This is a genomic window from Enterococcus sp. AZ101 (assembly GCF_050499005.1).
Classification (GTDB): domain Bacteria; phylum Bacillota; class Bacilli; order Lactobacillales; family Enterococcaceae; genus Enterococcus_L; species Enterococcus_L ureilyticus.
The window spans coordinates 328581-341653 of record NZ_JBMHEZ010000002.1; the positions used below are offsets into that span (position 1 = coordinate 328581).

Genomic DNA, 13073 nt, shown 5'->3' on the forward strand with positions numbered 1-13073 from the left:
GGAGCGAGCTTGAAGATGAAAAACATTATTGTTACTGGTGGAGCTGGTTTCATTGGATCAAACTTTGTTCATTATGTAGTGAACAATCATCCCGAAGTTCATGTCACTGTATTAGACAAGTTGACATATGCTGGGAACGAAAAAAATCTTGAAGGATTACCAACCAATCGCGTTGAATTAGTTGTCGGAGATATAGCAGATGCTGAATTGGTTGATCGTTTGGTCAAAAATACAGATGCTGTGGTTCACTATGCAGCAGAATCTCATAATGACAACTCATTGAATGACCCATTTCCTTTCGTACAAACTAATATCATTGGGACATATACACTAATCGAAGCATGTCGTAAACACGACGTACGTTATCACCATGTTTCCACAGATGAAGTGTATGGGGATTTACCATTACGTGAAGACTTACCAGGACATGGTGAGGGGGAAGGCGAAAAATTCGCAGCTGAAACACCTTATAACCCATCTAGTCCTTATTCTTCAACGAAAGCAGGGTCAGATTTATTAGTAAAAGCTTGGGGACGTTCGTTTGGACTGAAAGCAACGATCTCTAACTGTTCAAATAATTATGGACCCTATCAACATATTGAAAAATTTATTCCGCGTCAAATTACCAATGTTTTAAGCGGAATCACACCAAAACTATACGGTGCCGGTAAAAATGTCCGCGATTGGATTCATACAAATGACCATTCTTCAGCGGTTTGGACAATCTTAACAAAAGGCAAGCTTGGTGAAACGTATTTGATTGGTGCTGATGGAGAAGAAGATAATAAAGCTGTAATGGAACTGATTTTAGAGCTAATGGGGCAACCCCAAGATGCTTATGAGCATGTAAATGATCGTCCAGGACATGATTTACGTTATGCAATCGATTCTTCAAAATTACGCGAAGAATTAGGTTGGACACCAGAATTTACGAACTTCCGTGATGGATTAGCTGATACAATTCAATGGTATACAGAAAATTCTGATTGGTGGACAGCTGATAAAGCTGCTGTAGAAGCAAATTATGCTAAAAATGGGCAGTAGCTTGTGATAAAAAAAGTTAACGCTTTTTGACACAGTGACTGAAATAAAAATTAGTAAGGCAGGAGAAGTCCTGCTTTTTTTCTTGAGGGAGGAAATAACCATGATACTTTTAACTGGTGGCAATGGCCAATTAGGAACAGAATTGCGTCATTTATTGGATGAACAAGGATTAGAATATGTTTCGACTGACTCAAAAGAAATGGATATTACAAATGCGGAACAGACAATGGCGTTTATTACTAATTTAAAACCTGAATTGATTTATCATTGTGCAGCCTATACGGCAGTGGACAAAGCTGAGGATGAAGGAAAAGAGCTAGATGAAAAAATTAATGTAGAGGGAACACAAAATGTAGTCGATGCTGCCAAGGCTGTCGATGCAACGTTAGTTTATATCAGTACAGATTATGTATTTGATGGCACAAAAAAAGAAGAGATGTATAAGGTTGATGATCAAACAAATCCTCAAAATGAGTATGGTCGTACAAAATTGCTAGGGGAACAAATCGTTCAAAAATCGATGGAAAAATATTACATTATACGGACTTCTTGGGTGTTTGGTCAGTATGGTCATAATTTTGTTTTTACAATGCAGAAATTAGCCGAAACACGTGATCAACTGACTGTAGTCAATGATCAATTTGGACGTCCGACCTGGACTAGAACCTTAGCAGAATTTATGGTATTTGTTATTAAAAAAGAGGCACCTTATGGCGTATACCATCTGTCAAATGATAATAGCTGTAGCTGGTATGAATTTGCCAAAGAAATTTTGAAAGATACCAAAGTAGAAGTCCTACCAGTTGACTCAAGTAAATTTCCGCAAAAAGCAATTCGACCTAAATATTCAGTGATGGATATTAGTAAAGCGAAAGCCTTAGGATTTGAAATTCCTACTTGGCAAGAAGCGTTGCAAATGATGTTGAATACATTGTAAAAAGCTTGACTTAAAAGCAGTTTGTCTTTAAATAATGAGCATATTTAATGAAAAGCCGATTTTGTTCTGTCGTATCATTTTTTATAACCATAAAAGTAAATTCATAAAAATTATTTTTTGAATAAGGCATTGAGTATTCAGGTTTGAACCATTACTGGTTTTTGTGCAGGCTGGTTTGTTACCGAAATAGTCGTTTCTAATTTATACGACTGAGATATAAGTTAACTTATATCTCAGTCTTCAATACATAGTAGTTGTGAAACTTAAGCGTAGTATACAAAATAAGCTATCTTTTATTTTACTGACATCTAAGATATAATTATTGAGTTGAAATCATGAATGATATTGATTGGAGGAATAAAAAATGAAAAAAATTTCAGTATTTGGGTTAGGATATGTAGGATTGGCAAATGCTTTATTGCTAAGTCAAAATGAACAAGTGAAGGCTTATGATATTGTTGAAGAAAAAATTGATTTGTTAAATAAAGGTATTTCTCCTTTAGAAGATTATGAAATACATGCATTTTTAGATAGAAAGGATTTAACTATAGAATTTACGAAGGATTTTGAAGATGCAGTTAATTTTGGTGAGTATCTGATTATTGCTACTCCAACGGATTATAATGAAGATAGAAATTACTTTGATACGTCTACTGTGGAAAATGTTATTGAACAAGCATTGGCTATTCGAAAAGATGCTGTATTTATTATAAAATCAACTGTACCTGTTGGTTATACAGATAGTATAAGAAAAAAATATCAAACGGAGAATATTATTTTTTCACCTGAATTTTTACGCGAAGGAAAAGCATTGTATGATAATCTACATCCATCTAGAATTATTGTTGGTGAATGTTCAGAGCGTGGAGAAGAAGTTGCAAATATGTTTTTAGAAAATACGATTGAAAAAAATTCTGAACTATTATTGACTCATGCTACAGAAGCTGAAGCAATCAAATTATTTTCCAATACGTATTTAGCACTCAGAGTAGCCTATTTTAATGAATTAGATACATTTGCTGAGGTTAGAGGATTGGATGCTAAACAAATTATTAAAGGGGTTGGATTAGATCCGAGAATTGGTTCATTTTACAACAATCCATCTTTTGGTTATGGCGGATATTGTTTGCCTAAAGATACGAAACAGTTGCTCGCAAATTATGATAAAGTACCTAATAATATAATTGGAGCGATAGTGGATGCCAATACAACTCGTAAGGATTTTATTGCTGAACAAATATTGGCTAAAAAGCCTAAGGTTGTTGGTATTTATCGATTAACAATGAAAGCTAATTCGGATAATTTTAGATATTCTTCTATCCAAGGAATCATGAAGCGACTAAAAGCAAAAGGCATAGAGGTTATTGTTTATGAACCTACATTAACGGAAAAAGAATTTTATAACTCAAAAGTTGAGAAAGATTTTGATACGTTTAAGAAAGATTCAGATATAATTGTGACGAATCGAATGGAAGATACATTATTTGATGTGAAGGCAAAAGTTTATACTAGAGATATTTTTGAAAGGGACTAAAAGAGCCTCTTTATAAGACATTTTTCTTTCATTAGAGTAATCTCGCACTACTTGAAATAACACAGTATAAGTGTTAGAATTTTTAGGAAAGTGTTGAATTATGTGGATTTTTTATTTAAATCTGTATATTTAAAAAGTAACGGATTTATATTTAAGTGATATTTGTATTAGTAGTCAATACCTAAATAAATAATGTGTAAAAGGGGAAAATTAATGAGTGCGGTGAGTAATATTACTTCTTATTTCCACAATCTGTTAAAAACTAGGTGGAAGTATTTGTTTGGACTGGTAGTGGTTGTATTAATAGCTACAATCTTCTTTTTTCAATTTAATCCGATACCTAAAAAGTTAATCATTTTGTTAGTCTGTTTATCTGCTATTCCTATTGTTTTTGTGAAAGAAAAACTAGAGACAAGTGCACTATGTTGTATTCTTGTTTTAGGTACAGTATTTACTTTTATCACTCCTGTTTTAGATACTCCAGATGAGCCGAGTCATTTGGCACGTGCGTTTTATGTTGCAGAAGGAAATTTAGGTATGAGTGATAAAGTAGAAAAATTGAAGATATCAAAAGATTATCAAGCAATGAATGAGCGAGTGAAACAGACTTTTAAAAATGATTTAGGCTCTGTCAAAACTTCAAGTGAAAAACAAGCACAAGTTTATATTACTACGACTTCGACTTATTCTTTTATTGGATATATTCCTCAAGCTTTAGGTTTAATTGTAGGGAAGGTGTTATCATTAGGTTTATATTGGACTTTTTATTTGGGACGGATATTTAATTTAATGATTTATGCATTGCTTGCATATTTGGCTATCAAAAAGGTTAAATATTATAAGCCGATGTTTACTACGATTGCTGTTTTTCCAATGTCTATTTATTTGGCAGCTTCGTACAGCCAAGATGCACTTGCAAATGGGTTGATCCTGCTTACATGTTCATATTTAGTCAATTTACTTTTCGCTACTGAGAAGATTGAGCATAAAGAACTGTTTACCTTTTTTATATTATGCTTGATTATGATTTCATGTAAATTACCATATGTAATACTGTCAGGGATACTTATTTTTATAGAACCTAAAAAATATAAAGACAAAAAAACATACTTTATGGCGCTTGCTCTATTAGGCGTACTGATAGTAGCAACACTAAGTTGGTACTTGTATTATTCAACGATTCAGCCTGTTCATAGAGGTGCTCAAGTTAACCCTAGCGAACAGTTGCGTTTTATTAAAGAGAATCTTGTTATTTCTACGCGTGTGTTAATTACTGCACTAGTAGATAGTATAAATCTTTTTCAAATGAACTTTAGATTTGGATGGTTAAAATATTTTTCTGCTCATGTTGGACTTTTATATTTAGCGTATTTTGGCGGAATGTGTCTCTTTTTCCCTTTCAATGTGAAGAAAAAATTATCGTCATTCAATAAATTAGGTCTCTCTCTCATTATTGTTGGTGTCATGTTAATGATTATTTTAAGTCAATATTTAACATGGACTCCAGTAGGTGAATTAACTGTTATAGGTGTTCAGGGGAGATATTTTATAGGATTATTTGTTTTAATACCTGTTTTGACAAATGTTTCAAATCTTTTTTACAAACAAAATGTTGAAACTGAACAAATTTTGATTGATGAAGTAGTTATTGAAAAACGAAAAGAAGAGAAAAAATTAAATGTAGAAAAAAATCTTTGGCTTATCTCTATATCAACCTACTTTGTCATAAGCATGATAATTTTTACAATAGCATTTTATAGTATTTAAATAGGAGAGAGGTGCTAATTTGAAGGTTCTATTGATCATTCCAGCATATAATGAAGAAGCCAGTATTTTAGAGACCATTGAGTCGATTGAAAATTTTAAGAAAGAGAACAAACAATTACTACATTCTTTGACGTTAGACTATATCGTAATAAATGATGGATCTACGGATAGGACAAAACAGATTTTAAAAAATCACAATAAAGCGGCTGTTCATTTGATACAAAATTTAGGAATTGGTGGAGCCGTTCAAACTGGATATAAATATGCATTTGAACATGATTATGATATTGCTGTCCAATTTGATGGAGATGGGCAACATGATATTAATAGTCTTCTTGAAATCGTCCAACCAATCATTGACAATAAAGCAGATTTTTGTATTGGCTCCCGTTTTATTGATTCTACATCATCTGGATTTCAAACAACATATATGAGACGTCTAGGTATAAGAATCATTTCAATGTTGATTAAATTGGTGACGAAAGAAAAAATATATGACGTTACTTCTGGATATAGAGCTGCAAATAAAAATATTATTAAAATGTTTTGTAGTCGTTATCCGGTAGAGTACCCTGAGCCTGAAACGATTGTTCATTTGATAAAAAAGAAGGTACGGGTAAAAGAATGTCCTGTAAATATGAAAGAAAGAATGGGCGGACAATCTTCCATTCATTCTTTTAAATCTGTAAAATATATGATTGAAGTTGGAGGAGCGATTCTTATTGCTGCATTCATGAAGGAGGGAGATTAAATTGACGACTATTTTTCGAATTGAGATGTTTATTGTTGCAATAGCATTTTTCATTTTTGTTGTGCGATCAATTAATCAAAATAAATTAACTTTAAAACGTTCTACTAGTCTCTTGGTTCTCTCTCTGGGATTAGTTATCTTTTCATTGTTTCCCAAATTACCAGAAGCATTAAGTATTTTTTTTGGTTTTGAAACAACCTCTAACTTTTTGTATTTTTGTGCAATCATCTTTTTATTAGCTTTCTCAATATTTCAGAGTGTGTTAATGTCTACTCAAGAAGAGAAAATTAAGAATCTGATTCAAGAAATTTCAATAATCAAATCTGAAAAAGAGAAGGAGAACAATCGATGATTTTATTTTTTATATATGTTGTATTATCTTCATTAGGATTAATTTTATTTAAGTTAGGATCGAAGGATTTAACGATGTTGCTTCAGAATGGGCTTTTCTCTCTGTCAATGTCTTGGATTGTTATAGCAGGGATTTTATGTTATCTGGCTAGTTTCTTACTTTGGTTAGTTATTGTAAATAAATCAGAGCTATCTTACATTTATCCATTGTCAATCGCTTGTATCAATATAGCTATCTTAGTGGGTTCTTATTTTTTATTACATGAGACGATAGGTGCTCGAGAGATAATTGGTACCGTTGTAATAATAGCTGGTATAGCTATTATGAAACTATAACCTAGCAATTATATTTTGGTACGAAATGGTTTAATATAAAAATACAAAGGATGGAAACGATGAAACTTATAATTCAGATACCTTGTTACAATGAAGCTGAAACATTAGAAATTGCGTTAAACGATTTACCAAAAAGAATTAGTGGTATCGATGAAATTGAAGTTTTGATTATTAATGATGGTAGTCAAGATAACACTGTAGAAGTGGCTCGCAATTGGGGGGTCAATTATGTAGTTAATTTTAAAAGAAATAAAGGCTTGGCAAAAGGGTTTATGGCAGGGTTAGATGCTTGCCTCAGGAATGGTGCTGATATCATTGTAAATACTGATGCTGACAATCAGTATAATGGTGCGGATATTGCCAAATTAGTACAACCTATTCTTGAAGGCAAAACAGATATTGTTATAGGAGAAAGACCTATTGCTGAAACGGAACATTTTTCGCCTTTAAAGAAAAAATTACAAAAATTTGGAAGTTGGGTTGTTAGAAAAGCTTCAAATTCTGATATACCAGATGCTCCTAGTGGGTTTAGAGCCTATAGTCGAGAAGCAGCTATGCAACTGAATGTTGCAAATGAATACACATATACTTTAGAGACAATTGTACAAGCTGGTAGAAATAAGGTTGCGATGATGTCTGTACCGATTAGAACAAATGGTGAGCTGAGACCATCAAGATTATTTAGCAGTATGTTTGGTTACATAAAAAAATCAATGCTAACAATACTTCGTGCATTTATGATGTATAAACCTTTGATGTTTTTTAGTATTTTGGGTGGTATCATTTTTACCGTAGGTGCAATTGTAGGTATCCGTTTTTTAGTTTTCTTTTTTCAAGGGTCAGGTTCGGGTCATATTCAGTCACTGATTTTGGCCAGCACTCTGTTATTAATTGGTTTCCAAACTTTTGTCATTGGGCTACAAGCAGACTTGATTTCTGCAAATAGAAAAATCTTGGAAGATATTCAATACCGAGTAAAAAAAATGGATTATGATAACTAGTTAATAGGGGAGAAAAATGACAAAAAAAAATACTAAAGTTTTAATAGCCAGTTTGGTATGCATTATGATTATTGTCTTGATTAGATTGATCAATGTGTTACCAACTAACATTGGTTTTGTTGTTAATTATGATAACGATATTGAAATGAGTCAGACTTCTTTGGTAATGGAAAATAACAAATCCGGTATAGAAACTAATTCTAAAAGGGTAGTGAATAGTCAATCAGTTTTCGCTATTGATCCTCAATATTTTAAATTAGATAAACTAGAACTTTTATTTGAAAATGTTTCAGAAAAGAGCGTTTTAATAAAGAATATAGAAATTAATTCTGGTACGGAGGATAAAAAGCTACTCATAAAGAATTACAGTGGAGATGAACTATCGAAGTACTTAATAGATAATAAGGGCACGATTTCTAATGAAAATAATAATATTTCTTTAAAAGAATCAGATGGCAAAGCCAAATTGACTTTTTCTAAAGAGTTTAGAAATGAATTTGAAAAAGTCATCTACAAAAAAAGTGTGATTAAATTATATTTATATGCACTGGTACTGGTGGTATATATTGCTTATTGTTTAAGAATCCTTTATTTTAAAAAAGTCTCTTTCTTAAAATATACAGGAGCTATGCTTGCAGCTGGAATTTTGATTTTGTACATTGGTAATCTATGCTTGAACTACACAAATGCTTCAAATAGTAAAGATCTTGGAATTATTACAGAAGATCCTGTAAAAACAGTAGCACTGGACAAAGAATATAGCCAAAATTTTATGTCTAGCTTTGACGACTTGAGTGGTATTGAACTATTTTTATACCCTAGTGAAAAGGGAGAAACAGAAGATATTTACCTCTCATTACTTGATGTCGATAGTGGACAAACAATAACAAAACAAATTATTTACGGTGAAGAAATTGAAGGCAATGAAAGTTCTCATAGGATTAAATTTGAAAAACAAGCTAATTCTCATGCCAAAAGCTATAGAATAATTCTAAATAGTATAAATGAAGTAAAAAAATTTCCAGCACAAATTGCTACTGGAGAGAGCTCAAATTATTTAGTTGCTAATATGCAAAGTGATAAGGTGCAGGAATCGAATAGCATAGTATTTATGCCGATATTTGAACGATTTAATGCTCAAGCAACATTAATTATAATAATTTGTGTTGGGGTACTATTTTTATTGATCGTATTAAATTATAAAAAATTGAATATTCCTGCTAAATGGGCAATTATATTGATTTATCTGGTATTTTCTATCTATTCAGTGTATCGGATAAATTATTATCATGAATATGTGGGGCGGACACCTGATGAAGATGCACATATCTCTTATTTAGCTTATCTAGAAGATGAGAATAAGTTTTTTGTTCCTGATTATTTTAAGATTAAAGTAGGTGTATTGGAAGATAAGGATAGATTGGTCATTCATGATGAGGCAGTTTATAATTATTTAGGCCATCCTCCGTTATACTATGAAATTCTTCATTTGGCTAGAGTGGTAGATAATCAAGGAGATGGATCATATCTTGTTAAAGATAAGCGACTATTGATTATGAATATTATGATTGGTATGTCAGGATTATTGTTAGCATTTTATGTTGGCTATTCTAGGCTGAAAAAAGAACCAATTTATCACTTGTTATACGCCAGTATTTTAACAAGTATTCCAATGCTTATATACGGCTTTAGTGGTGTTAACAACGATAATTTGACATTGCTGACTGTTACCATTTTCTTTTTGGGCATGCTCCGTTTCTCTGAAAATCGTTTAAATTTCCTTACGTATTTATTAATCGCATTAGGAATTAACTTAACAATGTGGACGAAAGTAACTGCCGGAATTGGAGTAATATTGGCAGCTGTAATTTATTTAGCTTACTCTATTTACAAACAAAAGAACGTCAAGTTTATTCTATGCAAAGAATTTTTTATGACTATACCATTGTATCTTATCACCTTTGTGTACTTCATACTTGTTTATAAAAGATTTGATACATTTCAACCGGCATTACAGTCAATGGATATACCAGATTTTTATAATTCTGTTTTCTACAAAACTTTTGGTGAAAGAATGCAAATGAATTTTTCAGAATATATTATGTATTATTTCCCTAAATTATTTCAATCTTGGACATCTATCGAATCTCATGTGTCTTTATCTAAGGAAAATTCTTGGCTATCACTTGAAAAATTAGGTTCGATACTTGTTTTAATTTTACCAACTATTTATTTAGTTACAAAGAATAAACTAAAAGATAATACGATGACATTGCTAAAAGTATTCTATTCATCTATTTTATTTACTGTGCTTCTCCAATTTAAAACATCAATTGATCGTTTTTATCTAGATGGTTATCCAGGGACACATCAAACAAGATACTACTTGTGTTTTATAGCAGTCTTAGGCTTTATTTGTGTTAAGTTGTTAAGTGAAACAAGAGATAGTTTTATTGAAAGAGTGTCAATTGAAGAACGTTCATCAAGTAAGCTTATAGCGAATGCTATTTCTATTTTCTGTATTGTATTCATTTTGCTTCTGTTATACGGTGATTTCATTTATTTCTTATACTATTTTAAAGATTATTTAGTTGTTTAATAAAGATGAGACTATGTAAAGAATCAAGGTAAAATAATTGCAGAAAAATTTTTGAAACTAGATAACCAAAAATAGACTGGACTGGATCGAATATTCATAAGATTACCGCTATGAAATAAAATGAAAATCAAGTGATCAATCTATAAACTATCTCGAGTATGACAGGGAATAGCGGCTCTTTGTCAACTAATGTTGGTGAAGAAAATCTAAAGAATTAAATCGATTAATATGATTCCTAGAGGAAATTTCCTCTAGGTTTTTCTATTTTCTTGAAAAAGAATAGTGCCAAAACATAAAGAAATTCTCAACTTAAAATTGTAAAAGTTACGAAACCCATAAGCATTTCTCTTCAACACTTTAATATGGTTGTTTAAACATTCCAATGGTCCATTAGAATAAGGCAATTCTAGCGCATTTTTAATTTCATTTTTGTACTTCTTAAAAGTACCAATAGTCGTTTGGTAATAGGTAGGAAGACGACAAAAATCTTCGTCTAATAGTGCATAAAACCGAGCAAAATCTCTTGTCTGTACGGCATAAAGAAAGTCCTGATAACAGGTGTAGCCACTTTTCAATTCGTCATCATACGCAAGTAAACGATCCACGACTTCTGTTTCAGTTAAATAGGTGCGGAAGGAAGAACGCCAAAGGCGTTTTTCAAAATCAAGCTTCGACTGATTTTTTTGAAGAAGTTTCCAGTATTTCTTCAAGTGTCGATATTTTTTTGCTTCTGTATTTCCCTGATGAAGAAATGTATTCATTCTCTGAATACGGTGCTTTAAAAAGGTTCGGCTGATGAGTTGGACTATATGAAAGCGATCAAGAATAATCTGAGCCGTCGGAAATAACTTTTTAACGAGAGAAAAATAAGGGCCATACATATCGCAAACAATATACTTAACCGTTTTACGAACAGCCAAAGGAAAACGTGAAAAATACCGCTCTAGAAAAGGGAGCTGACGATTTTCAACGACATCAATTAACTGCTTTGTTTGACCATCCATCATGATAAAACTCATAGAAGTGGTTTTTTTGAGTCTATCGGCAATGGATAGCTTCACTTTAGTTGAAATCGAACAATGTTTTTCAACAAGACTCGTTTTAGCAACGAACGATCGATTACAGGAGTAACAGAAGAAACGGCGTTTCTTCAATCGTAAATACGTTTGATACTCCGAAACATCATTCAGTAAAATCAGACAAGTTGTAAAGCCCCAACGTATAATGGCGGCATTCTCTTTCGATTCACAATGAGGACAAACATGAGCAGCATAATCGAGCGTACCTGAGAAGACCTGACAGATTCTACCTTTGATTCGTTCTTTTTTTAAGCCATTTTCATTAAAAGTAATGTTTAAGTCTAGAATATCTAAGGTTTCTTTGATAAGATTGGTGTAGGACATCTTGATTTCCTCCTTTTCGAATGGTTTTAGACGACTTAATTCTAAAGGATATCAGGGTGTCTTTTCTATTATTTTGCATTAAAAAGATGCCGGTGATTTCTCACCAACATCAGAAAGTATAGAGCCGGAATAGCATGAGGTCGATTACTTGATTTTTTTAGAAGCATTGAAAAAAGCGCATACTTCTTATTCGGTTTTTAAGGAGCTGAACTTGGGATCTAGATCCTAAGCTCAGCTCCTTTCTTTTTTGACGAACATTATGCGCTAAGATTGTTTATTTATTTTTAGTAGCTCTAAAGTGAAACTAAGATATTTAGTGGTAATTTTTATTCTTTTTTGCTAACTTATCGTAGCCTAAGACTGCTAAAAAGGCAATGCCATCAGCTAAAGTTGTTAAGACACGGAAGATAACCATTGCAAAGGTTATGGTTCCTTCATTGATTAATCCGCCAGTTGCACCAGCCATCACCGCTTCTCTAATCCCGATACCAGCAGGAGCACCTGGAGTTACAAAACCTACTAACCAAGAAAAAGTATAGGCAGAAAATAAACTTAAAAATAGATTTAGATCAAGTGATACTCCAACCACATAAACGAGTACAACAATGAACAATAAACTTTGAATCAGCATAGTTAAAATATAGTAAGCTAAGCAAATAAACAGACTTTTAACAGTGGACTTGGTAAATAGGTAACGATATTTTAAAAAAATTGGTTGAATTTTGTTTCTCAAAACATAGAGTATTGTTCCTATAAAAAGAATAAGTAATAGACAGAAGCCTAATGTCAATCCGAGTGGCAGATTTTTAAAAAAATCAGCAAATAAATTATTTTTAAAAAGGTAAATAGAGGCCAAAACAATTCCAGCTAAAACATTTACCGCAACATCGAATATGGTAGCTGCTGCAACTTGAATATGAGAAATGTTCATTTTAGAAGCAAGTTGGTTTCTACCAACATATTGAAAAACATTACCTGGTAGATATTTTAATAAATTAGATTTTGTATAAACCTTTGTTGTATCAAGCCAAGGCATGTTTTCTTTGGAAAACATCTCTACCAATGTTTTCCAAGGAAAACAGTTTAAAATAATGATAATGCTCAAAATAATTGTAACAATCAATACAATAGAAATATCTTTTTGATTAAATATTTCTGAATAATCTAAGTCAGTTGAAAACAATTTTTTAAAGACAAAATAAATAGCAATCAAAGTAATAATATTTCCACAAATGTTAAACGCTTTTTTTAATAATTTATTCATAAAAGTCTCTCTTCCTACTAAAGTATCATCCTTGATTTTACTCTAAAAACTTCTATAGAGCAAATCTGATTTTATCTATCTTTTTT

The 13073-nt window shown here is 31.9% G+C and carries 11 protein-coding genes; 9 read left to right on the forward strand and 2 right to left on the reverse strand.

Annotated elements, in window-relative coordinates:
* Nucleotides 1–15 precede the first annotated feature (15 nt).
* The 9 genes from rfbB to IGJ50_RS10975 all read left to right on the forward strand — a co-directional run bounded on the left by rfbB (nt 16) and on the right by IGJ50_RS10975 (nt 10320).
* On the forward strand, nt 16–1044 hold the full coding sequence (rfbB, locus tag IGJ50_RS10935) for a dTDP-glucose 4,6-dehydratase (protein WP_429950361.1): 1029 nt from the start codon (nt 16–18) through the stop codon (nt 1042–1044).
* 100 nt (nt 1045–1144) lie between these two features.
* Nucleotides 1145–1981, forward strand: a complete 837-nt coding sequence (rfbD, locus tag IGJ50_RS10940; RefSeq protein ID WP_429950363.1) for a dTDP-4-dehydrorhamnose reductase — start codon at nt 1145–1147, stop codon at nt 1979–1981.
* A 364-nt stretch (nt 1982–2345) separates the two neighbouring features.
* Nucleotides 2346–3515: a nucleotide sugar dehydrogenase gene (locus IGJ50_RS10945; protein WP_429950365.1), complete on the forward strand. Its 1170-nt coding sequence runs from the start codon at nt 2346–2348 to the stop codon at nt 3513–3515.
* 276 nt (nt 3516–3791) lie between these two features.
* On the forward strand, nt 3792–5282 hold the full coding sequence (locus IGJ50_RS10950) for a DUF2142 domain-containing protein (RefSeq protein ID WP_429950367.1): 1491 nt from the start codon (nt 3792–3794) through the stop codon (nt 5280–5282).
* A 19-nt stretch (nt 5283–5301) separates the two neighbouring features.
* Nucleotides 5302–6033, forward strand: a complete 732-nt coding sequence (locus IGJ50_RS10955) for a glycosyltransferase family 2 protein (RefSeq protein WP_429950369.1) — start codon at nt 5302–5304, stop codon at nt 6031–6033.
* 1 nt (nt 6034) lies between these two features.
* Nucleotides 6035–6385 (forward strand): DUF2304 domain-containing protein, encoded by a 351-nt coding sequence (locus IGJ50_RS10960; RefSeq protein WP_429950371.1) that lies wholly within the window; start codon nt 6035–6037, stop codon nt 6383–6385.
* Nucleotides 6382–6720 (forward strand): hypothetical protein, encoded by a 339-nt coding sequence (locus IGJ50_RS10965; RefSeq protein WP_429950373.1) that lies wholly within the window; start codon nt 6382–6384, stop codon nt 6718–6720. The genes IGJ50_RS10960 and IGJ50_RS10965 overlap by 4 nt, the downstream gene beginning before the upstream one ends.
* Nucleotides 6721–6779: 59 nt before the next feature.
* Entirely contained in the window at nt 6780–7721 is a 942-nt protein-coding gene (locus IGJ50_RS10970) for a glycosyltransferase family 2 protein (protein WP_429950375.1), read from the forward strand.
* A gap of 16 nt (nt 7722–7737) precedes the next feature.
* Nucleotides 7738–10320 carry a hypothetical protein gene (locus IGJ50_RS10975; RefSeq protein WP_429950377.1) on the forward strand — a complete coding sequence of 861 codons (2583 nt, stop codon included), beginning with the start codon at nt 7738–7740 and terminating at the stop codon, nt 10318–10320.
* A gap of 251 nt (nt 10321–10571) precedes the next feature.
* Here IGJ50_RS10975 and IGJ50_RS10980 read toward each other — a convergent pair whose 3' ends face one another.
* Together IGJ50_RS10980 and IGJ50_RS10985 are read right to left on the reverse strand one after the other, a co-directional pair.
* Nucleotides 10572–11723 carry an ISL3 family transposase gene (locus IGJ50_RS10980; RefSeq protein ID WP_429950379.1) on the reverse strand — a complete coding sequence of 384 codons (1152 nt, stop codon included), beginning with the start codon at nt 11721–11723 and terminating at the stop codon, nt 10572–10574.
* 313 nt (nt 11724–12036) lie between these two features.
* Nucleotides 12037–12987 (reverse strand): hypothetical protein, encoded by a 951-nt coding sequence (locus tag IGJ50_RS10985; protein WP_429950380.1) that lies wholly within the window; start codon nt 12985–12987, stop codon nt 12037–12039.
* Between the last annotated feature and the right edge of the window lie 86 nt (nt 12988–13073).

What these genes read in the sequence shown, in the direction of transcription:
- rfbB (WP_429950361.1), top strand. Translation starts at nt 16, where the DNA reads ATGAAAAACATTATTGTTACTGGTGGAGCTGGTTTCATTGGATCAAAC.
- rfbD (WP_429950363.1), top strand. Translation starts at nt 1,145, where the DNA reads ATGATACTTTTAACTGGTGGCAATGGCCAATTAGGAACAGAATTGCGT.
- IGJ50_RS10945 (WP_429950365.1), top strand. Translation starts at nt 2,346, where the DNA reads ATGAAAAAAATTTCAGTATTTGGGTTAGGATATGTAGGATTGGCAAAT.
- IGJ50_RS10965 (WP_429950373.1), top strand. Translation starts at nt 6,382, where the DNA reads ATGATTTTATTTTTTATATATGTTGTATTATCTTCATTAGGATTAATT.
- IGJ50_RS10970 (WP_429950375.1), top strand. Translation starts at nt 6,780, where the DNA reads ATGAAACTTATAATTCAGATACCTTGTTACAATGAAGCTGAAACATTA.
- IGJ50_RS10975 (WP_429950377.1), top strand. Translation starts at nt 7,738, where the DNA reads ATGACAAAAAAAAATACTAAAGTTTTAATAGCCAGTTTGGTATGCATT.
- IGJ50_RS10980 (WP_429950379.1), bottom strand. Translation starts at nt 11,723, where the DNA reads ATGTCCTACACCAATCTTATCAAAGAAACCTTAGATATTCTAGACTTA.
- IGJ50_RS10985 (WP_429950380.1), bottom strand. Translation starts at nt 12,987, where the DNA reads ATGAATAAATTATTAAAAAAAGCGTTTAACATTTGTGGAAATATTATT.